Annotated in this window: 21 protein-coding genes; 9 read left to right on the top strand and 12 right to left on the bottom strand. The window is 68.0% G+C overall.

Features of this window, described 5'->3' with window-relative positions; genetic code table 11:
* Positions 1-331, bottom strand: a 331-nt coding sequence (locus AC5RUF_RS14960; RefSeq protein ID WP_494131110.1) for an MGMT family protein, incomplete at its 3' end; no start/stop codon positions are given.
* A 74-nt stretch (positions 332-405) separates the two neighbouring features.
* Between AC5RUF_RS14960 and AC5RUF_RS14955 the strand changes: the two genes are divergently transcribed.
* The 4 genes from AC5RUF_RS14955 (at position 406) to AC5RUF_RS14940 (ending at position 4,157) form a co-directional block, all read left to right on the top strand.
* Entirely contained in the window at positions 406-1,128 is a 723-nt protein-coding gene (locus tag AC5RUF_RS14955; RefSeq protein WP_494131109.1) for a 3'-5' exonuclease, read from the top strand.
* A gap of 290 nt (positions 1,129-1,418) precedes the next feature.
* Entirely contained in the window at positions 1,419-2,399 is a 981-nt protein-coding gene (locus AC5RUF_RS14950) for a methionine ABC transporter ATP-binding protein (protein ID WP_493998161.1), read from the top strand.
* Positions 2,396-3,193: a methionine ABC transporter permease gene (locus AC5RUF_RS14945; RefSeq protein ID WP_494131108.1), complete on the top strand. Its 798-nt coding sequence runs from the start codon at positions 2,396-2,398 to the stop codon at positions 3,191-3,193. Before AC5RUF_RS14950 ends, AC5RUF_RS14945 begins: the two co-directional genes overlap by 4 nt.
* 124 nt (positions 3,194-3,317) lie before the next feature.
* Positions 3,318-4,157: a MetQ/NlpA family ABC transporter substrate-binding protein gene (locus AC5RUF_RS14940; protein ID WP_494131107.1), complete on the top strand. Its 840-nt coding sequence runs from the start codon at positions 3,318-3,320 to the stop codon at positions 4,155-4,157.
* Positions 4,158-4,226: 69 nt separating this feature from the next.
* Here AC5RUF_RS14940 and hemL read toward each other — a convergent pair whose 3' ends face one another.
* The 8 genes from hemL to hemE all read right to left on the bottom strand — a co-directional run bounded on the left by hemL (position 4,227) and on the right by hemE (position 12,959).
* Entirely contained in the window at positions 4,227-5,555 is a 1,329-nt protein-coding gene (gene hemL, locus AC5RUF_RS14935) for a glutamate-1-semialdehyde 2,1-aminomutase (protein WP_494131106.1), read from the bottom strand.
* The gene (hemB, locus tag AC5RUF_RS14930) at positions 5,555-6,538 is read right to left on the bottom strand and encodes a porphobilinogen synthase (RefSeq protein ID WP_493998767.1); all 984 of its coding nucleotides are present in this window, start codon (positions 6,536-6,538) and stop codon (positions 5,555-5,557) included. Before hemB ends, hemL begins: the two co-directional genes overlap by 1 nt.
* Before the next feature lie 32 nt (positions 6,539-6,570).
* Complete coding sequence (locus tag AC5RUF_RS14925) at positions 6,571-7,434, bottom strand: uroporphyrinogen-III synthase (protein WP_494131105.1); 864 nt, start codon at positions 7,432-7,434, stop codon at positions 6,571-6,573.
* 24 nt (positions 7,435-7,458) lie between these two features.
* The gene (hemC, locus tag AC5RUF_RS14920) at positions 7,459-8,415 is read right to left on the bottom strand and encodes a hydroxymethylbilane synthase (protein ID WP_494131104.1); all 957 of its coding nucleotides are present in this window, start codon (positions 8,413-8,415) and stop codon (positions 7,459-7,461) included.
* Positions 8,415-9,611 carry a ferrochelatase gene (locus AC5RUF_RS14915; protein ID WP_493998308.1) on the bottom strand — a complete coding sequence of 399 codons (1,197 nt, stop codon included), beginning with the start codon at positions 9,609-9,611 and terminating at the stop codon, positions 8,415-8,417. Before AC5RUF_RS14915 ends, hemC begins: the two co-directional genes overlap by 1 nt.
* Complete coding sequence (gene hemQ / locus AC5RUF_RS14910) at positions 9,608-10,315, bottom strand: hydrogen peroxide-dependent heme synthase (RefSeq protein WP_493998309.1); 708 nt, start codon at positions 10,313-10,315, stop codon at positions 9,608-9,610. Before hemQ ends, AC5RUF_RS14915 begins: the two co-directional genes overlap by 4 nt.
* 74 nt (positions 10,316-10,389) lie before the next feature.
* The gene (gene hemG, locus AC5RUF_RS14905) at positions 10,390-11,895 is read right to left on the bottom strand and encodes a protoporphyrinogen oxidase (protein WP_494131103.1); all 1,506 of its coding nucleotides are present in this window, start codon (positions 11,893-11,895) and stop codon (positions 10,390-10,392) included.
* A gap of 2 nt (positions 11,896-11,897) precedes the next feature.
* On the bottom strand, positions 11,898-12,959 hold the full coding sequence (hemE, locus tag AC5RUF_RS14900; RefSeq protein WP_493997230.1) for a uroporphyrinogen decarboxylase: 1,062 nt from the start codon (positions 12,957-12,959) through the stop codon (positions 11,898-11,900).
* A 155-nt stretch (positions 12,960-13,114) separates the two neighbouring features.
* Between hemE and AC5RUF_RS14895 the strand changes: the two genes are divergently transcribed.
* Positions 13,115-14,455 (top strand): glutamyl-tRNA reductase, encoded by a 1,341-nt coding sequence (locus AC5RUF_RS14895; RefSeq protein WP_494131102.1) that lies wholly within the window; start codon positions 13,115-13,117, stop codon positions 14,453-14,455.
* A gap of 27 nt (positions 14,456-14,482) precedes the next feature.
* On the opposite strand, the gene moeB is transcribed toward AC5RUF_RS14895, so the two are convergent.
* Entirely contained in the window at positions 14,483-15,667 is a 1,185-nt protein-coding gene (gene moeB / locus AC5RUF_RS14890) for a molybdopterin-synthase adenylyltransferase MoeB (RefSeq protein ID WP_494131101.1), read from the bottom strand.
* A gap of 118 nt (positions 15,668-15,785) precedes the next feature.
* Here moeB and AC5RUF_RS14885 point away from each other — a divergent pair, with 118 nt between their 5' ends.
* The 3 genes from AC5RUF_RS14885 to AC5RUF_RS14875 are packed head-to-tail and all read left to right on the top strand — an operon-like array spanning position 15,786 to position 16,981.
* Positions 15,786-16,400: a TetR/AcrR family transcriptional regulator gene (locus AC5RUF_RS14885; protein ID WP_493997227.1), complete on the top strand. Its 615-nt coding sequence runs from the start codon at positions 15,786-15,788 to the stop codon at positions 16,398-16,400.
* A gap of 44 nt (positions 16,401-16,444) precedes the next feature.
* A complete protein-coding gene (locus tag AC5RUF_RS14880) occupies positions 16,445-16,669 on the top strand; it encodes a DUF3107 domain-containing protein (protein ID WP_227903616.1) in 225 nt (74 codons plus the stop codon).
* A gap of 12 nt (positions 16,670-16,681) precedes the next feature.
* The gene (locus AC5RUF_RS14875; protein ID WP_494131100.1) at positions 16,682-16,981 is read left to right on the top strand and encodes a hypothetical protein; all 300 of its coding nucleotides are present in this window, start codon (positions 16,682-16,684) and stop codon (positions 16,979-16,981) included.
* A 94-nt stretch (positions 16,982-17,075) separates the two neighbouring features.
* Here the strand turns inward: AC5RUF_RS14875 and AC5RUF_RS14870 are convergent, their stop codons facing one another.
* Together AC5RUF_RS14870 and AC5RUF_RS14865 are read right to left on the bottom strand one after the other, a co-directional pair.
* Entirely contained in the window at positions 17,076-17,921 is an 846-nt protein-coding gene (locus AC5RUF_RS14870; RefSeq protein WP_494131099.1) for an SGNH/GDSL hydrolase family protein, read from the bottom strand.
* Between the two features lie 128 nt (positions 17,922-18,049).
* On the bottom strand, positions 18,050-18,760 hold the full coding sequence (locus tag AC5RUF_RS14865; protein WP_494131098.1) for a ferritin-like fold-containing protein: 711 nt from the start codon (positions 18,758-18,760) through the stop codon (positions 18,050-18,052).
* A 355-nt stretch (positions 18,761-19,115) separates the two neighbouring features.
* Here AC5RUF_RS14865 and AC5RUF_RS14860 point away from each other — a divergent pair.
* The coding region (locus AC5RUF_RS14860; protein WP_494131097.1) for a DEAD/DEAH box helicase at positions 19,116-20,701 on the top strand (1,586 nt) is incomplete at its 3' end.

The raw sequence follows: 20,701 nt of genomic DNA, 5'->3' as shown, positions 1-20,701 counted from the left end.
GGGCCGCCCAGCCGGCGTCCGAGGGCTGCCAGCGGGCCGCTTCGATCACCACCCGGTAACCGGCGCCGTCGTCGTCCGGAGTCCCCCGCACGGGCGTGCCCTCGCTCCGGTAGTGCTCCCAGGCGCGGCCCCCGTGGCACTTGGGCGGTTGGCCGGAGGCCCGCAGCACCCGCCACCAGCAGACTTCGCTGCCGCGCAGCGACATCACCGCACCCACCTGGCGGGGTCCGCCGGCACCGAGCAGTTCGGCGATGTCGCCGTAGGAAAGCACCCGGCCGGGCGGGATGAGATCCGCCACACCCAGCACCGCATCGGCGTAGTCCCTGCGCATATCCGTAGCGTACCGAGGCCGCCGCGCATGCCGCCAATCCCGGGATTGTCACTGCCCGCCGGTAGGTTTGAAGCATGAACAGCTGGCAGAATCTTCCCCGCGCGGCCTTCGATCTGGAGACCACCGGACGGGACCCGCAGACCGCACGGATCGTGACCGCATCCATCATCCTGGTCAACGGCAGGGGCGAAACCCTGCAGCACCATGAGTGGCTGGCCTGCCCGGAAGTCCCCATCCCCGCGGAGGCGGCTGCCATCCACGGCATCACCAACGAGCGGGCACGGGCAGAGGGTGGCAACCCCGCTGCCGTCACTGCCGAGGTCGCCGAAGTGCTGGGCGGCATGTTTGCGGCCGGGATCCCGGTACTGGCCTTTAATGCCTGCTACGACTTCACCGTGCTGGCCCGCGAGTGCGAACGCTTCGGGCTGCCGGTGCCGAATCCGGAACCCGTCATCGATCCCTACATCCTGGACAAGCAGGTGGACCGGTTCCGCCGCGGCAAGCGGACCCTCACTGCCATGGCCGAGCATTACGGCGTGGGGTTCGAGAACGCCCACACCTCGGCAGCAGACGTTGCCGCCACCCTGGCCGTGGCCGCCGTCATGGTGGAAAAGTACCCGGAGCTGCAGTGCGATGCCGTCACGCTGCACCGCGCCCAAGTGGGCTGGGCCGCAGGCCAGGCGGCCAGCTTCCAGGAATACCTGCGGCGCCGGGACCCCGAAGCCGTCATCGACGGCAGCTGGCCTTTCCGCCCGACTGAGGACCACGACCGGGCAGCGGTCCTGGACCCGGCCTGATCCCGGCCGGTTCCCGACCCGAGCCGACATCCCGGCCCGACCCGACATCCCGGCAGGCGTCACGGTTCTTCACAGGCGGACCCGGTGACGGGCGGCAGGCCCCGTCATGCGATACTGGTAGATGTGTCAGGCGCTGATGGCGCCCCAGGCGGACCGCGCACCCCGTGCGCGCATGTACCGTCTCGCGCCACGAGATTGGCAGGCACCCTCCGCACGGCCGGCGTCTCGGCACGGCACGAATCCGTGCCCTCTTCGCCATGCCCGGCCGCACACGCACATGACGAGGACCAATGATCACAGTTACCGACCTCCGCAAGGTCTACTCCCAGGGCGACCGCATTGTCACCGCCCTCGACGGTGTAAGCCTGAGCGTGCCGAAGGGTTCCATCCACGGGATCATCGGCCACTCCGGCGCCGGCAAGTCCACGCTGGTGCGTTGCCTGACGCTGCTTGACCGGCCGACGTCGGGCTCCGTCACCATCGACGGCCGCGAACTGACCGCCGTGAAGGACTCCGAGATCCGCGCCGCCCGCCGCCGGATCGGCATGGTGTTCCAGCACGCGAACCTCATGGATTCCCGCACCGCGGCTGCCAACATTGCGCATCCGCTGGAACTGGTGGGCACCCCGAAGAGCGCCATCGACGCCCGGGTGAAGGAACTGCTCGGCCTGGTGGGCCTGGAAGGCTTTGCCGGTGCCTACCCCGCACAGCTCTCCGGCGGACAGAAACAGCGCGTGGGCATCGCCCGCGCCCTGGCGGCCGACCCCGACGTGCTGCTCTGCGACGAGCCGACGTCCGCCCTGGATCCGGCCACCACGGACGACATCCTGGACCTGATCTCGGACCTCACCCGGCGCCTGGACCTCACGGTGCTGATCATCACGCATGAGATGAACGTGGTGAAGCGGATCTGCGATTCCGTGTCCCTGCTGGAAGCCGGGCGCGTTGTCGAACACGGGCCGCTGCGCGAGGTCGCCTCGGACCTCCGCGGCCGCCTGGCCAAGCAGCTGATCCCGCTGCCGGCCACTCCCCCGTCCCCCGGCGGGCCCGTCCTTGAACTGCTGTTCACCGGGCAGACCACTTCGGACCCCGTCCTCTCGGCCCTGACCCGCCGGTTCGATACCGATGTCAACGTCCTGGCCGGCAGTGTGGAACTGCTGGCCGGCACCCGCTTCGGACGGTTGCGGATCCAATTGGACACCCACACGGACATGACCGCCGTCCATGAATACCTGGCCCTGCAGGGCGTCGCCGTGGAGGTGGCCGCATGAATTTCCTGACTGAACTCTTCGACAATCCCGGCATCACCAAGGCCCTGCCGGAAGCCGTGATCGAAACCCTGCAGATGGTGGGCATCTCCGGGGTCTTCACCCTGCTGATCGGCCTGCCGCTGGGCGTTTTCCTGCACACCAGTGCCCCCGGCGGGCTGCGGCCGCTGCGCATCACCAACCGGATTGTCAGCGACATCATCGTGAACATCACCCGTTCGGTGCCGTTCGCGATCCTCGCCGTCACCCTCATTCCGCTGGCCCGCCTGATTACCGGCACCTCCATCGGCCCCGTGGCCGCCTCGGTATCGCTGAGCATCGCCACCATCCCGTTCTTCGCCCGGCTGGTCGAAAACGCGCTGCGCGACGTCTCCGGCGGCAAGATCGACGCCGCCCTCGTTATGGGTTCCACCAAGATGCAGGTTGTCACCAAGGTGCTGCTGCGCGAAGCCCTGCCGGGCCTGGTCGCAGCCCTGACCACCACCCTCGTGACCCTGGTGGGCTACTCCGCGATGGCGGGCATCATCGGCGGCGGCGGCCTCGGCCGGCTGGCCTACAACTACGGCGTGCAGCGCTTCGACACCCAGGTGATGGTGGTGACCATCGTGATCATCGTTGCCCTGGTACAGATCATCCAGCTCCTCGGTGACTGGTTCTCCCGCCGGGTGGACCACCGGTCCGCTTCCGGTGCGGCCCGTCGGCGCCGCCCCGCATCCGCCGCTGCAGTACAGGCGGACGGCGGCCCTGCCGCGGCCCCGCGCTCCGCGGACCGCGCCCCCGACGACGCCACCGTCTGACCCCAGTTTTCCACCGCCGCCGGGCACTGCCCGGCGGCCTGCGGATCTGCAGCCAGTAGCCGCTAGCTGCACCCCACCCGACCAGCGGAGTTCCGCCTCGGGTTACCCGAAAGGAACGCATTCGATGCGTAAAGCACTTACCCTCGTTGCCACCGGTGTGGCCACGGCTCTGGCGTTGACGGCTTGTGGTGGATCCGAGTCCACCCCCAGCGCCGTAGAGAGCCTTGACCCCGCAAACCCGGTAACCCTGACCGTGGGCGCCAGCCCGACGCCGCATGCCCGGATCCTGGAGTTTGTCCGCGACAACCTCGCCGAAGAGGCCGGGCTGAAGCTCGAGATCCAGGAATTCGACGACTACATCACGCCCAACATTTCCCTGGACGACGGCGACAGCGACGTCAACTACTACCAGCACCTGCCGTACCTGGAATCCCAGATGGAGTCCCAGGGCTACGACTTCGAACACGGCGAGGGCATTCACGTAGAGCCCTACGCAGCGTTCTCCGAGAAGCACAAGGATGTCTCCTCCATTGAGGACGGAGCCCGCGTGATGGTCACCAACGACCCCTCCAACCAGGCCCGTGCCCTGAAGATGCTGGAAGAGGCCGGACTGGTGAAGGACATCGCAGACGATTCCTCGGTGCTGACCCTGACCGATGAGCAGAACCCGAAGGACCTGGACTTCCAGGAAAACCAGCCGGAGCTCCTGGTCAACGACCTCGGCGACCCCACGGTGGACCTGGCGATCATCAACGGCAACTACATCCTCGAGGCCGGCCTGAGCACCGACGATGCCCTGCTGGTTGAATCCGTCGAGGACAACCCCTACGCCAACTTCCTGGCCTGGAAGGCCGGCAGCAAGGATGCCCGGATCGACAAGCTCGAAGAGCTCCTGCACTCCCCCGAGACCAAGGCCTTCATTGAAGAGACCTGGCCCAACGGCGACGTGACCGCAGCCTTCTAGCCATACCGGCCGGAACAGTAAAAAGCCCCGCACCTAAAAGGTGCGGGGCTTTTTAGTGTTTCACCGGTCCTACTGCTCCGGCTTCGCCTCCGCGGCGGCCTTCGCGGCTGCCGGCAGGGCATCGTAGACCCGGTTCATCGCGGCGTCGTCGTGCGCACCGGAGAGGAACCAGGCCTCGAAGACCGACGGCGGCAGGTAGACCCCGGCGTCGAGCATGGAGTGGAAGAACGGCCGGTAGCGGAAGGCGTCCTGCGCCTGGGCCTGCTCGTAGTTGTGCACGCCGGTGGCGGAGGTGCCGAAGGCGACGCTGAACAGGCTGCCGGCGCGCTGGATGCTGTGGTCCACGCCGGCGGCGTCCAGCTCGGCGGACACCGCCGCTGAGAGTTCGGCGCTGCGGGCATCCACCGTGGCGTAGACCTCTGCGGTGGCGGCCTTCAGGGTTGCCACGCCGGCTGCCATGGCGATCGGGTTTCCGGAGAGGGTGCCGGCCTGGTAGACCGGGCCGAGCGGTGCCAGGTAGTCCATCACATCGGCGCGGCCGCCCAGGGCAGCCACGGGCATTCCGCCGCCAATGACCTTGCCGAAGGTGAACAGATCCGGGCTCCAGCCCTCGACGGCGCCGGTCAGGCCCCAGTAGCCGGCCGGTCCGGTGCGGAAGCCGGTGAGGACCTCGTCCAGGATCAGCAGGGCGCCGTGGGAGGTGGTGATGCGGGACAGGGCGGCGTTGAAGCCTTCGTCCGGGGTCACCACGCCCATGTTCGCGGGGGCGGCTTCCGTGATGACCGCGGCAATGTCGGCACCGTGTTCGGCGAAGGCCTTTTCCACGGCCGCAATGTCGTTGTACGGCAGCACCAGGGTTTCGGCGGCGGTGGCCGCCGTCACGCCGGCGGAGCCGGGCAGGGCAAGGGTGGCCAGCCCGGATCCGGCGGAGGCCAGCAGCCCGTCCAGGTGGCCGTGGTAGCAGCCGGCGAACTTGATCACCAGGTTGCGGCCGGTGTAGCCGCGGGCCAGCCGGATGGCGGTCATGGTGGCTTCGGTCCCGGTGGAGACCATCCGCAGCCGCTGAACGGCCGGCACCCGGTCCATGACCAGCTGTGCCAGCTCGGCTTCGGCCGGGGTGGAAGCACCGAAGGACAGGCCGTTGTCGACGGCGGCATGCACAGCGGCCAGGACGTCGGGGTGGGAGTGCCCCACCAGCGCCGGGCCCCAGGAGCAGACAAGGTCCACGTACTCGCGGCCCTCGGAGTCGGTGATGTAGGGGCCCTTGGCGGAAACCATGAACTTGGGCGTGCCGCCCACGGAGCCGAACGCCCGGACCGGGGAGTTCACGCCGCCGGGCATCAGGGCCCGGGCACGGTCAAAAAGTTCCTCGTTTGAGGCTGAGACAGATGGGGACATTACTTGCTTTCCTTCAGCCAGGCCGCCAGCTCGGTGGCCCAGTAGGTGAGAATCATGTTCGCGCCGGCCCGCTTGATGCCCAGCACGGACTCTTCGATGGCCCGGCGGCGGTCAATCCAGCCGTTGGCGGCGGCCGCTTCAATCATCGCGTACTCGCCGGAAATCTGGTAAGCGCCCACCGGCACCGGAGACATGGCGGCAACATCGGCCAGCACGTCCAGGTAGCTCATGGCCGGCTTGACCATGACCATGTCGGCGCCTTCTTCCAGGTCCAGCTCCACTTCGAGCAGCGCCTCGCGGCGGTTCGCGGCATCCATCTGGTAGGTCCGGCGGTCGCCCTTGAGCTGGGAGTCCACGGCTTCGCGGAACGGGCCGTAGAACGCCGAGGCGTACTTGGCGGCGTAGGCGAAGAGCGAAACGTCCTGGTAGCCGGCGGCGTCCAGGGCCTGGCGGATTACGGCAATCTGGCCGTCCATCATGCCGGACGGGCCCAGTACATGTGCGCCGGCGCGGGCCTGCTCCACGGCCATCCGGCCGTAGATCTCCACGGTGGTGTCGTTGTCCACCACGCCGTTTTCATCCAGCACGCCGCAGTGTCCGTGGTCGGTGAATTCGTCCAGGCAGACATCGCTCATGATGACCAGGTCATCGCCCACTTCCTCGCGCACGGCCCGGATGCCGCGGTTGAGGATGCCTTCCGGGTCGGTGCCGGCACTGCCGACGGCGTCGCGCTCGGCAGGAATGCCGAAGAGCATGATGCCACCCACGCCCAGTTCAACTGCTTCCGCTGCGGCTTTCTTCAGCGAGTCCATGGTGTGCTGGACGACGCCGGGCATGGAGGTGAGCGGGTTGGGCTCGGTAATGCCCTCGCGGACAAAAGCGGGCAGGATCAGCTCGGCCGGATCCAGCCGATACTCGGCAGTGAGCCGCCGCATGGCGGGGGTCGTGCGGAGCCGGCGGGGACGGTGCTGGGGGAAGCTCATAGAGGTAAATCTGCCTTCCGGTAGTGAGGGAACTAAGTAGTGGGACCCATAGGCATAGCAATGGAGAGGGCCTGCGCTATTCCCGCCGGGGTGGGCTGCTTCGCCACTGCGTGCGGGGGTACGCCAAGCTCGCGCATGCGTGCCGCCGTGCTGTCGCCGATGGCCACGAGCGTGGTCCCGGCCGGAACCGGGGCGCAGCGCCGCACGAAGCGGACGGCAATGCTCGGGGAGGTCAGGACGACGGCACGCGGCCCGGCGGGCGTCCACGCCGGGAAGGCTTCGGGGTCCAGCAGGTCACCTCCGGATGCCGCCGGGGTGAAGCGGACACCTGTGGCCGGGTAGTCCACGGTGCAGTAGGCGGTCACGGCGCGTACGTCCCAGCCCAGCGATGTCAGTGCGTCGTGCAGGGAAGGGTCGGCGATGTCGGCCTGCGGCAGCAGCACCCGCAGGTCCCCTCCTTCCGGGTCGGAACCGGAGGGATCCGGCCAGGACGCCGCCAGGCCACGGGCGGACTGGTCCGCCTCGGGCATGAAGTCGATGTCGAAGCCGATCTCCTCCAGTGCTTGCCGGGTGCCGGCGCCCACGGCGGCAATGCGTGTCTCATCGGGGACGACGGCGGCCGGCCGGATGCCCAGTGCCGCGCACCGGCGGGTGACGGCCCGGACGGTGGTGACGGAGGTGAAGACCACCCAAGCGAAGCGGCCGGCTTTCAGCGAATTCAGGGCCCGGTCCAGCAGACAGGTATCCGAGGGAAACTGGAAGTCGATCAGCGGCATCAGTGCTACCGTGGCACCGCAGTCCTGCAGCTCCCGGACCATGGCCGAAGCCCGGTCCGGGGTGCGGGGAAGGACGACATTCAGTCCGGTGAGGTCCGGCCCGTTGTGCGTGGCTGGCATGTCAGCGGTTTCCGGGGCAGCGCATCAGCTGGCAGGCAGGTCGGTGAGCCCGGCGGCTCCCGCCGCCAGCAGCTCCTCCGCCACCTGCACGCCCAGGGCGCGGGCAGCATCTTCGGTCAGTTCCCCGGCGGTCCCGGTGCGGCGCAGCAGCTTGGTGCCGTCGTCGCTGCACACCACGGCTTCGAGGGTGATGCTGTCCCCTGCCACATGGGCGAGGGCACCCACCGGTGCGGTGCAGCCTGCTTCCAGCCGGCCCAGCATGGCCCGTTCGGCGGCGACGGTCAGGCGGCTGTCGCGGTGGTCGTAGTCCGCCAGCGCCTTGGCCAGCTCACCGCCGTCGGCGTCCGCGTCCCGGCATTCAACGGCCAGCGCGCCCTGCCCGGGAGCGGGCAGCATCACGGCGGGGTGGATGTATTCGGTGACCACGTTCAACCGGCCGAGGCGGGCCAGTCCGGCAGCGGCCAGCACCACGGCGTCCAGGTCCCCGGGCGCGCCTTCCACCAGCCCGGCGACGCGGCCCAGGCGGGTGTCCACGTTGCCGCGGATGTCGACGATCTCAAGGTCCGGCCGGGCCGCACGCAGCTGGGCAGCCCGCCGCGGTGACCCCGTGCCGACCTTCGCCCCGGCGGGCAGTTCCGCCAGGGTCAGGCCGTCACGGGCGCAGAGGACGTCGCGGACGTCCACGCGCTCCGGAATGGCGGCCAGGGCCAGCCCGGGTGCCGCAGCGGTGGGCAGGTCCTTGAGCGAATGCACCGCCACGTCGCAGTCACCGCGCAGCAGCGACTCGCGCAGCGCGGCAACGAACACTCCGGTGCCGCCGATCTGGGACAGCGCGGCACGGTTGACGTCGCCTTCGGTGCGGACCCGCACCAGTTCGACGCCGAAACCGCCCAGCGCGGCAAGCGCTTCGGCCACCGTGGTGGTCTGGGTGACCGCCAGGGCGCTGCCCCGGGTTCCTACCAGAACGGGCGAATGTGCCACTACTGCACACCCACGGTGGAGTCGGCACCGGCGATGGTCGGCTTCTCGCCGCGCAGGTTGGCGCAGCAGCCGGGACGGCAGACGTCGTACCACGGGCCGAGCGGGGTGAGTGCGGGGCGGTCGGCGATGTTGTTCTCCACCGTCCGTTCCTCCACCAGGTCCACCAGGCCGGAGACGAAGGTCTCGTGGATGCCCGGGGTGGGAGTCCGGTCCGCCGCCAGGCCGAGTTCCTTGCAGGTGTCCATGGCCTCGGTGTCCAAGTCCCAGACAACCTCCATGTGGTCGCTGACAAAGCCGAGCGGAACAATCACCACACCGTTGACGCCCTTGGCGGGCAGTTCGGCAATGGCGTCATTGATGTCGGGTTCCAGCCAGGGGATGTGCGGTGCGCCGGAGCGGGACTGGTAGACCAGCTGCCAGTCCATCCCTGCCGCTTCCGGCACCCGGTCCATGATGGCCCGGGCGTTGGCCAGGTGCTGCGCTACGTAGGCGCTGCCCTCTTCGAATTCGCGGTCGCGCGGGCCCGAGGCCTCGGCGTCGGCCGTGGGGATGGAGTGGGTGGAGAAGAGGATTTCGATCTTCCCGTCCGTGATGCCCCGGGCATCAAGCTGCTCGCGCACCTTGGCCACGGACTCGCGGACCCCGTCCACGAACGGCTCCACGAAGCCGGGGTGGTCGAAGTACTGGCGGACCTTGTCCACCTGCAGCTTCTTGTCCAGTCCGGTCTTGAGCAGGTTCATGCCCAGGTCTTCGCGGTACTGGCGGCAGCTGGAGTAGGAGGAGTAGACGCTGGTGGTCACCATCAGGATCCGGCGGTAACCGCTGTCATACGCTTCCTGCAGCACATCCTTGATGTACGGCGCCCAGTTACGGTTGCCCCACAGGACGGGCAGTTCCACGCCGCGGCGCGCAAGCTCACCTTCGAGGGCAGCCTTCAGCGCACGGTTCTGCTCGTTGATGGGGCTGATGCCGCCGTTGGCCCGGTAGTGGGTGGCCACCTCTTCCAGGCGCTCATCGGGGATTCCGCGGCCGGCGGTGACGTTGCGCAGGAAGGGAATAACGTCTTCCTGGCCTTCCGGCCCGCCAAAGGAGGCCAGCAGGATGGCGTCATAGTGCTTGGGTTCCATGCGCCCGTTTTCGTCCACGCCCTCAAGCGGGTCGAAGGCGGCGGGCTCGGGGGAAACGGCGGATGTCATTTGAGTACCTCGGCAACTTCGGCGGCCGGGATACGCCGGCCGGTATAGAACGGGACTTCTTCACGAACGTGGTTGCGGGCCTCGGTGGAGCGCAGGTGGCGCATCATGTCGACCAGGTCAACCAGGTTGGGAGCTTCAAGGCCCAGGATCCATTCCCAGTCGCCCAGGGCAAAGGAGGCGACGGTGTTGGCGAGGACCTGGGGGAATTCGCGGCCGAGCATGCCGTGGTCGCGCAGCATCTTGCCGCGTTCCTCGGCGGGCAGCAGGTACCACTCATAGGAGCGGACAAACGGGTAGACGCAGATCCAGGCCTCGGGGTCGATGCCGCGGGCAAAGGAGGGCCAGTGGTTCTTCGAGAACTCGGCGTCGCGGTGCACACCCATGGCGGACCAGGCGATTTCGGTACCGGCAAACAGTTCGGTGCGGCGGATCTGCCGCAGCGCTGCCTGCAGCGCTTCAGGGGCGCTGCCGTGCAGCCACACCATCACATCGGCGTCGACGCGCATTGCGGAAACGTCGTAAAGTCCGCGCACAGTGACGTTATTGGCGCCCAGGCCCTTCGCGAGTGCCTCGAACGCTTCCACGGCCCCGTCGGAAAGGGGTGCTTTAGGAGTCGAGGACCGCTTGAAAACGGTCCAAAGGGTAAAGAACTGTTCTTCGCTGTCGGCCGCTGCGGCGGCACTCGTCTCCATCGTCTCACTCATGATTAACAGTCTGCCCTTTGCACATAGCTAAGTCGAAACAACGCACTTCTACAAAGCGTAGAAAGTGCGCAACATCACACCTGGCCAAGGGCGCCCGCGAGGGTGGCAATACGGGTGCGGGTATCGGCGGTGACGGCGGCCAGGCCCGTGCCTGCCAGCCAGGCTCCGACCGCTTCCAGCCCGGGCACTTCGGCGACGGCAGCGCGTACCGCGGCCACCCGTTCCTTGTGTCCCACGGTCGCGGAGGGCAACGCACCCACCCAGCGGACTACATCCGCGCCTACAACATCGTCGGCGCCGATCCGCACCTGGAGCAGGGCGGAGGCATCGGCCACCGCCTGCCGGAACAGGTCCTCGTCCGGCCGGTCCACCTGGGAGGGCTCTGCTGCGGCATCCTCCGGGGACAGGGCACGGCCGTAGGACAGGCGCAGCACGTGCGTGCCCGGACCCGTGGAGTCCGCCAGCCACTGCCACTTGGCCGTGGCATGGGTGAGGGCCTTGGCGTCCACGCCCTCGACGTCGCGCGCCACCAGCACGCCGGTGCCGCGGGGCATGGCGTCCAGGTCCGGCAAGTCCACCACCAGCGTGACAAGGGCGACGCCGGGTCCCGGCGCGGGGCGGTAGGCGGCCACTTCCGGCAGTGCCGCGGAGAGCAGGTCCACGGAAGCGGGGCCGTCAGCGGCCACTACCACCGCGTCCGCGGCAATCTCCTGCACGCCGGAGCCGTCCGTGAACCGCACATGCCATCCCGCCGTGCCGCGGAGAAGGCTGTCGGCCCGGGCACCGGTGAGCAGGCGGGCACCGGACTCCTCCAGATCGGAGACCAAGGCCTCGCTGAGCCGGCCCATCCCGCCGTCCAGCCCGGCGACGGCGGAACCGGCCGGGGCTGCCGAGCGCATGGCGCCTACCGCGGCGCCGAGGGAGCCGTGGCGGGCCACCGCCGCACGCAGTCCCGGGGCCACGGAATCAACATCCAGCACCTCCGGGTCCGAGGAGTAAACCCCTCCCACCACCGGGGCTACCAGGCGGCGGAGCACGGCGTCGCCCATCCGGGTACGGACCAGCTCACCCAGGCTCATCGATTCGCGGCGGTTAAGCGAGCCCACCGGCAGCACCTTGTCCAGGGCGGCGCGGGCCGCCCCCACCCGGCCGAGCGCCCGGGCAATGTCGGGATCCCGCGGGTCGGCGGGAATGCCGAGGATGCCGCTGGCGGGCATCGGCTGCGCTCCGGCCGGGAGGTCTTCCGCGGCCAGCTGCAGCCAGGAACCGGCCGGGTTGGGCAGGACTACATCTGAGGCCAGGCCCAGTTCCTCAATCAGTTCGGGGACAGCCGTCGAACGGGTGGCGAAGGATTCCGCACCGCTGTCCAGACGGATCCCCGCCACCTCGTGCCGGCCGACGCATCCACCGAAGCGGGGCGAGGCTTCGAGCACGGTGACGCTGATTCCGGCCCGGAGCAAGTCCCTGGCCGCGATCAGGCCGGACACGCCGCCGCCGACGACAACGGCGGACGGACGCCCGGGCTGCACGTCGGCCTGGGTGTCCGGCTTTTCCGGCCTGGCAAGGAAACGGTGGGCCATGGTTACGGCTCCACGGAATGGATCAGTTCAACCACACGGGTCAGGACGTCCGCGTCGGTTTCCGGCGGCACACCGTGGCCCAGGTTGACCACGTGCCCCGGCGCAGCGGCACCGGCAGCGAGGACTTCGCGGACGTGTGTTTCGAGGATCTCCCAGGGCGCACTGAGCAGCGCCGGATCAATGTTGCCCTGCAGCGGCGTCGTCCCGCCCAGCCGGCGGTTGGCCTCGTCCAGCGGCAGCCGGTAGTCCACGCCCACAACGTCCACGCCGACGTCGCGCATGGCCACCAGCAGTTCCGACGTGCCGGTGCCGAAGTGCACCAGCGGGGCACCCAGTCCGCGGACGTGGTCCAGTGCCCGGGCGGAGGCGGGAGCAACGTGCTTGACATAGTCCGCCAGGCCCAGGGACCCCGCCCACGAGTCGAACAGCTGGCCGGCGCTGGCGCCCGCCTCAAGCTGTGCCCGCAGGAACATCCCCGAGGCGTCGGCGGCCCAGGCGGTCAGCGCCTGCCACGCATCCGGATCGGCGTGCATCATGGTGCGCGGGCCCAGATGGTCCCGTGACGGCTTGCCCTCCACCATGTAGGCCGCGAGGGTGAACGGGGCACCGGCGAAGCCGATCAGCGGCTTGCTGCCGAGTTCCGCGACTGTCAGCCGGACGGCTTCCCGGATGGGCTCGAGTGCTTCCTCCGTCAGCCTCGGCAGAGCGGCGACGTCCGCAGCGGTGCGTACCGGCGAACCCAGCACCGGGCCAACTCCGGGAACAATGTCCACGTCCACGCCGGCGAGTTTCAGCGGGATCACGATGTCGGAGAAGAAGATGCCGGCATCCACGTCATGGCGGCGTACGGGCTGGAGCGTGATCTCGGCGGCCAGCTCGGGCCGCAGGCAGGATTCCAGCATGCCGATCCCCTGCCGTGCCTTCAGGTATTCGGGCAGGGACCGTCCGGCCTGGCGCATGAACCACACCGGGCGTCGGGTCGGCTTGCCTCCCCGGTACGCGGTAATCAGGGGGGAATCGGCCGTGCGGCCATCCAGCAGCGGATGAGTGGCGCTAAGAGTCATACCTTGATTCTCTCCAAAATCCCGGCCAAGCGATAACCGGGCCCGGCCGGTTGCTGCCGGTGGCACATCTCACACCGTTAAACGCCCGTTGGAGGGGCGGTTCACACCGGGCCGGTTGAAGGTAACCTCCCGGGGGTGGCTAGTATTGACCTACTGTGGTTCTACTTTCCCTCATTGCTACGCACACCGACGTAGACCTGGAGACTGTCGCCCGCCTGAGTGCCGGCGCCTCCGAGGTCCCGTCTTCGCTGGTCGATTCCGGAACCGCCGTCTCCGGCTCCGTTGTCCTCGCAACCTGCAACCGGTTGGAGGTGTATTGCGAAACCTCCTCTGATGCGGACATTGAAGCCGCGCGCTCCGCCGTTGTAGCGGAAATCAGCAGGCGCTCCGGCATGGCTGAGGACCTGGTCTCCCGCTCCTTTGCCACCAACACCGGCGAATCCGTGGCCCAGCATCTCTTCGCCGTCGGCGCGGGACTTGATTCCGCCGTCGTGGGCGAACGTGAAATTGCCGGCCAGGTACGCCGTGCGCTCATCGAAGCACAGGAAAAGGGCACCGTTTCCGGCGGCCTGAGCCGCTTGTTCCAGACAGCTTCCCGCACCGCCAAGGACGTCGGCGCACTCACAGCCCTCGGTAAACGGGGGCTTTCGATTGTTTCGGTTGCCCTGGGCCTGGCGACCGACCTTTCCGAAAACGACGACTGGTCCGCAAAGTCCGTAGTGGTCTTCGGCACCGGCGCCTACGCAGGTGCCACCATGGCCCTGCTCAAGGAGCGCGGCTGCACCGACATCAGTGTCTACTCCTCTTCCAACCGGGCGGAGTCCTTCGCCGCTTCACGCGGCGGCAGGCCGCTGACCCGCCAGTCGCTTCCCGGCGCACTGGCCAAGGCCGACGTGGTGATCGGCTGCAGCGGCAGCGACAGTCAGGTCAGCGCCGACGACGTGCGCCGCGTCCGGGCATCCGCCGGCAAACCGCTGATCATCATTGACCTGGCCCTCACGCACGACTTCGATCCCGAGGTCCGCGAGATCGACGGCGTCGAACTCATCACCCTGGAATCCGTCCGCCTGGCGGCTCCCGCCGAACAGGTCGAATCGCTCAAGCAGGCCAGCGCCATTGTGGCCGACGCCGCACAGAACTTCTCCAAGCAGCAGCTCAGCCGGGAAATGGACTCCGCCATTGTGGCCCTGCGCCGGCACACGCTGGAGGTGCTGGAGTCGGAACTGGAAAAGGTCCGTGCACAGCACGGCTGCACCGGTGCCGCCGAGGAAGTGGAATTTGCCATGCGCCGCATGGTCAAGCAGCTGCTCCACGTTCCCACCGTCCGTGCCCGCGAACTGGCTGCCAGCGGCCAGCAGGAGGACTACATCCGGGGACTGGAAGCCCTCTACGGCATCACCGTGGGGCGCACCGAAACCCCGGGCGCCGGCAAGGCAGCAGACAAGGGCAGCAGCCGGGCGAAAGACGGCGACGACGCCGAGCCGAAGTCCGCGTAGCGTCAGGTTTACGCACGGCCGTCCCGCTCAGTAAACCGGTTTGTCCGGTTCCACCCGGCGCACCCATTCCAGGATGCCGCCGCTGACGTTGTACACCTCCGGGTAGCCCTGGCTGCGCAGATAGGCGGCCACCTCCGCTGAGCGTCCCCCCGATTTGCAGTGCACGTACACCGCACGTCCCGGCTCGGGCCGGAAGTCGCCGGCCAGCACGGAGGCACGCGGCGCCAGCCGGGCGCCGTCTATCCGGACAATCCCGTACTCCCCCGGCTCGCGCACATCCAGAAGCTCGAAATCCCGCAGCCCTATTGCGCGTTCGGCCAGCAGATCGCGCAGGACCGTCACCTCGACCTCGGGCCCGTCCGGGTCCGGCGGTGCAATGCCGCAGAACGCCTGGTAGTCGCCCAGCTCCGTGACCGGTTCCGCGGCCGGATCCCGGCGGACTTTCAGCTCCCGCCAGCTCATCTCCAGCGCATTGAACACCAGGACCCGGCCCAGCAGGGTGCGGCCGGTGCCGGTGATCAGCTTGATGGCTTCGTTGGCCATGACCGAACCAATCTGCGCGCAGAGCACACCCAGCACTCCCCCTTCGGCGCAGGAGGGCACCGATCCGGGCGGCGGGGCCTGCGGAAACAGGTCACGGTAGGTCGGCCCGTGGGCGCCCCAGAAGACGCTCACCTGCCCGTCAAACCGGAGAATCGATCCCCAGACGTACGGCTTGCCCAGGATCTCGGCGGCGTCGTTCACCAGGTAGCGGGTGGCAAAGTTGTCGGTGCCGTCCACCACCAGGTCATATCCGGCGAAAATCTCCAGCACATTGGAGTTGTCCAGGTGCTCCCGGTGCAGGACCACCCGTACCAGCGGGTTCAGCTCCGCGATGCTGCCCGCCGCGGAGTCCGCTTTGGGGATTCCGACGTCACTCACGCCGTGGATCACCTGACGCTGCAGGTTCGAAACGTCCACGACGTCGTCGTCCACGATCCCGAGCGTTCCCACCCCTGCGGCGGCCAGGTACAGCAGCACGGGCGAGCCCAGGCCGCCGGCGCCCACCACGAGGACCTTGGCGTTTTTCAGCCTCCGCTGGGCGGGTTCCCCGAAACCGGGAATGATCAGGTGCCGGGAGTAGCGTTCGGTTTCGGCGCGGGTCAGTTCCGCCCCGGGCGCCACCAGGGCGGGCAGAACACCTTCAGGCAGCGGTGCGCTTGCTATGGTCATGAAGTCCAATCTAAGCCACGGGTATGGCCGGCGGACCTGTTGGTTCCATAACCCGCAGGTAAACTGATTCTCATTCTCCGTGCAGCGCAGCGCTCCGGAACTGTTGAGAGGTCCACCAGTGAGTAACCAGGCAGCCGGCAAGCCGGTTCGGCTCCCCCGGGAGGAACGCCGCCGCCAGCTGTTGAACGCAGCCCAGGAGGTGTTTGTCAGCAACGGCTTCCACGGGGCGGCGATGGATGAGATCGCCGAAGCCGCGCATGTCAGCAAACCCGTGCTGTACCAGCACTTCCCGGGCAAGCGGGAGCTGTACATGGCCCTGCTGGACAATCATCTGAACACCCTGACGGATTTCCTGCGGACGGCCCTGAATTCCACCACGGACAACAAACTGCGGGTGCGGGAAACCATGCGCGCCTATTTCCGTTTTGTCGCCCAGGACAGCCAGGGGCACCGGATGGTCTTTGAATCGGACCTGACCTCCGATGCCGAGGTCAGTGCCCGCATCGAGGAATTCAACGCCCGCTTCGCCAACAGCATTGCCGGCGTTATTGCCGAGGACACCAAGCTGTCCCATGTCGAGGCGACCCTGCTGGGCCGTGCACTGGCCGGAATGGCGCAGGTCAGCGCCCGGTACTGGCTGGAAACCGACGGTGACCTGGACATCGATGCTGCTTCCGAACTGGTCTACCGTTTAGCTTGGCGCGGAATCAGCCGCTTCCCCAAAGAGATCTAGAGTAGATTTCGATTGATTCGTAATCGTTTACAGGAGGCACCACGGTGGAAGTAAAAATCGGCATTCAGAACGTAGCCCGCGAAATTGTCTTCGAGTCAGGCCAGAGCGCCGACGAAGTGGCTGACGCCGTGGAGCAGTCCCTGGCCAGCGGCGCCCTGCTGCGGCTGAAGGACGTCAAGGGCCGGCTGATCGTTGTTCCGGGTGCCTCAATCGGCTACGTGGAGATCGGTGCCGAGGAAGTCCGCCGCGTCGGTTTCGGCGCTCTCTGACCCGCCTGAGCCATGCTGAGCCTGATCCTCGTCACGCTGACCGCCGTAGCCGCGGGCTTCGCCGTCTGGGCTGCTGACCGGCAGCGTTCCCGGTACGGGACCCTGCTGCTCCCCGGCATTTCCGTGTGCGCTGCCCTGCTCACGTGGGTGGGGCTGCAGGCAGCAGGTGCTGCCTCCTTCGAAGCGGACTGGGTCGGCTGGGCCGTCCCGGCGGCCGTGGCCGTCCTGGCCCCGATTGCCGCCGCCGTCCCCATTGGACGCAGCCGCGGTATGGCGGATGCCGCGGAGACCGAACGCATCCTCCGGCTCTGATCGGAACGTGGGAACCGGGCAAAACAACTAAGGGAGGCAGCGCCGAAGCGCCGCCTCCCTTTGTTGTTGGCGGATTGCGTGACTGATGCCAACCCTACGGCAGGCTCCGGATCCGGGGGTCGGGCACCGCACGGGCGGCAGTGTCCGGGGGTGCCAGCGCCCCTACTTCGCGGGCGAAAACCTCCGCCGCGATGCGGTGGCCCTCCGGGCTCAGGTGCCGGCCGTCCGGGCGGAGGGCGCCGGTCAAGCCGTACTGGGACCACCATTGTCCCGGGCTCAGGAACCTGATGCCTTCCGCACGTGCGGTGGCGGCCAAAACGTCGTCAACTCCCTGGCGGGGTCCGGTACCGTCGCCGATCACCCCCACCATGAGGATCCGGGCGCCCGGATAGCTCTGGCGGATGTCACGGATCAACTGCAACGCTCCGGCCCGGATTGCCTCCGGCGGATAAGCCGTATCGTTGCCGCCGCCCTGCAGGATGATCAGGGACGGGGTACCCCACGGCAGCAGCCACTGTTGTGATTCCAGGGCCTGCGCGTAGCCCGACACCGTCCCGTTACCCTGGACGTAGCCGGTTCCTCCGGCACCTCGGATAACGGCGGGGTAGCCTGCCAGCACAAGGCCCTGACCCACCCAGGTGGACGGTCCCGCTTGCGAATCGCCGATGACCAGCGCCGATTTTTCCACGTCCTCCACGACCACCATGGGGCGGCCCGTTACCGGATGATTAAGGATCTCCCCCGGGAGGGGAGGCAGGGGCGAGGGTGCCGGGGCGATGTCCGCGGCGGGCGGGGACGGTGGTGCGACCACCGCTGCAGGTATCGCCGCGCCCGCGGCGGGCAGGGGCACGGCGTCCACAGTTGATCCTGCCGGGCCGCCGCCCGCCAGCAGGCACACCGCCGCCGCAACGGCGATTACCCGCCCTGCTTTTGTCCCCATGGCCCCCATGCTTCCCCCGCGTATTCCCGGGTTGGTGTCCCCGAGTAGGCTTCGCGCAGCAACCGGCATCCGGCCGGTCCCCGGGCCAACCCGGGTTCTTGCTTCGACGGGAGAAGCGTAACGCGACCTCAGGCCGTCAGGCCGAGAAGGCTCATGCGTTTTGAGTGGTTTCGCGTCAGCTGCGCGGTGAGGGTTTTGATTTCTGCCTCAACCACGTCCTGTCCCTCGCCGTCGAGCAGGCCGCCGACGAAAGCACGTTCAATCACCACGCGCTGGGCCTGGGTCAGCGCCTCGCCAACCAGGCGGCGGCCCCAGAGGGCCAGCCGGGACGCCAGCCGGGGATCGTCCGCCAGGGCAACCCGCAGCCGCGCCTGCAGGATCTCCCCCGGCTGCTCGGTGGCCTTCAGGCCCTGGATCAGGCTGTTGGTTTCGGCATCAAGGCGCGAAGCGAGTGCCGAGTAGAAGTCATCGGAGATGGCGTCCGTAACGTAGAACTTCATCAGCGACTCGTACCAGTCGGCCGGCCGGGTGCGGTCGTGGAAAGCGTCCACGGACGCCTGGAAGGGCCGCATGGCATCTTCCGGATCCACACCCATCGCGCTCAGACGGTCACAGATCAGTTCGAAGTGTGCGTATTCGTGCACTGCCAGGCGTCCCAGTGTGGCCCGGTCATGCAGGGTGGGCGAGAACCGTGCGTCGGAGGACATGCGCTCGAAGGCGGAGAGCTCTCCGTAGGCAATGACCCCGAACAGGTCGGTGAGGAATCGCCGGTAAGTATCGGCAGCAGCGTCCGGGCCGGAAGCGTCAGCCGAAAGGTCCGTGTAGTGCCCGTTAGTCATACCCGCCAGCGTACCTGTCCCCGGTGGCCCGAAGCACAGCCGCGCCCCGCACGCGGGACGCGGATGCACGCCGTTGAGCGGCCTGCGGGTAGAATGGCATCGTAGTAACTGGATGCCCGGTCGTTTGTCATATGAGATTGTTTTAGAACGTTGTATCGACAAGACCCGCAAACCCTACGCGATCTTGAATTTTCGGCCGCCGCCGTGGCCAATGGAGCACAGGCGGCCTGCAGTTGTTAGCCCGCGATCGGCTTCCGCTGGACGCACCGCGTGCGTGCCATCCGCTCCGGGATGGGCTGTGTCAGCCACTCGTCGAGCCTGGCGCCCCGCGCTGCCTAAACTGAACGGTATTTAATTGAACACTGAACTCTCCCAGGCTGACGATCGTCACCTCACTGCTGATGACAGCACCGAAGAACTGAAGGTCGCCGAGACCCTGGCCACCAAGGCCGAGGCAGCGGAAATCCGTGAGCTGACCTTCGCCGATTTCGGGGTCCGCGCGGACATTGTCGAATCACTTTCCGACGCCGGCATCACCCATCCCTTCCCCATCCAGTCGATGACGCTGCCCGTGGCCCTGGGCGGACACGACATCATCGGCCAGGCCAAGACCGGCACGGGCAAAACCCTCGGTTTCGGCATTCCCGCCCTGCAGCGCGTGGTGGCACCGGAGGACGAGGGTTACGCCGACCTCGCCGTTCCCGGGGCACCGCAGGCCCTGATTGTGGTTCCCACCCGGGAACTTGCAGTACAGGTTGCCGGTGATCTGACCACCGCAGCCCGCCGGCGCGGCGCCCGCGTGGTCACCATCTACGGCGGCCGCGCCTACGAACCGCAGATCGAGGCCCTGGCCGCCGGCGTGGAGATCGTGGTCGGCACGCCCGGACGCCTGATCGACCTGTACAACAAGAAGCACCTCTCGCTGAAGAACGTGCGCATTGTGGTCCTGGACGAAGCCGACGAGATGCTCGACCTCGGCTTCCTGCCGGACGTTGAAACCCTGATGGCCGCCACCCCCGCCGTGCGCCAGACGCTGCTGTTCTCCGCCACCATGCCCGGCGCCGTCGTTTCCATGGCCCGCCGCTACATGACCAAGCCCACCCATATCCGGGCCGCGGATCCCGACGACGAGGGCCTGACGAAGAAGGACATCCGCCAGGTGGTCTACCGGGCCCACAACCTGGACAAGGCCGAAGTGGTGGCACGGATCCTGCAGGCCCGCGGCCGCGGCCGCACCATCATCTTCACCAAGACCAAGCGGACCGCCGCCAAGCTCTCCGAGGAGCTGGTGGACCGCGGCTTTGCCGTGGCCGCCATGCACGGCGACCTGGGCCAGGGAGCCCGTGAACAGGCCATGCGTGCCTTCCGCAACGAAAAGGTGGACGTGCTGGTGGCCACCGACGTCGCCGCCCGCGGCATCGACGTCGACGACGTGACGCACGTGATCAACTACCAGTGCCCCGAAGACGAGAAGACGTACCTGCACCGCGTGGGCCGCACCGGCCGTGCCGGCAACAAGGGCACCGCGGTGACCTTTGTGGATTGGGACGACGTCCCCCGCTGGGGCCTGATCAACAAGGCGCTGGGCATGGACCAGGCGGAGCCGGTGGAAACCTACTCCTCCTCCCCGCACCTGTACACGGACCTGGACATCCCCGAAGGCACCAAGGGGCGCCTGCCGCGCAACAAGCGCACGCATGCCGGCATTGATGCCGAAAAGATCGAAGACCTGGGTGAAACCGGCAAGTCCGGCGGACGCGGCTCCCGTGAAGGCTCGCGGGGCGGTTCCGGCCGATCCGACCGCGGCGGACGCGGCGCAGGCGGCGCAGGCCGCAGCGGCCAGCGCGACGGATCCCGCCGCGGCGAGCCGCGTACGGGCGAGTCCCGCTCCGCCGAGCCCCGCAGCACCGAACGGGCCGCCGAATCCCGTCCGGCCGAAAC

This window comes from Arthrobacter sp. Y3224198, assembly GCF_059090025.1.
The sequence above is the reverse complement of the archived record's forward strand: the minus strand, read 5'-3'. Positions and strand labels throughout refer to the sequence as shown.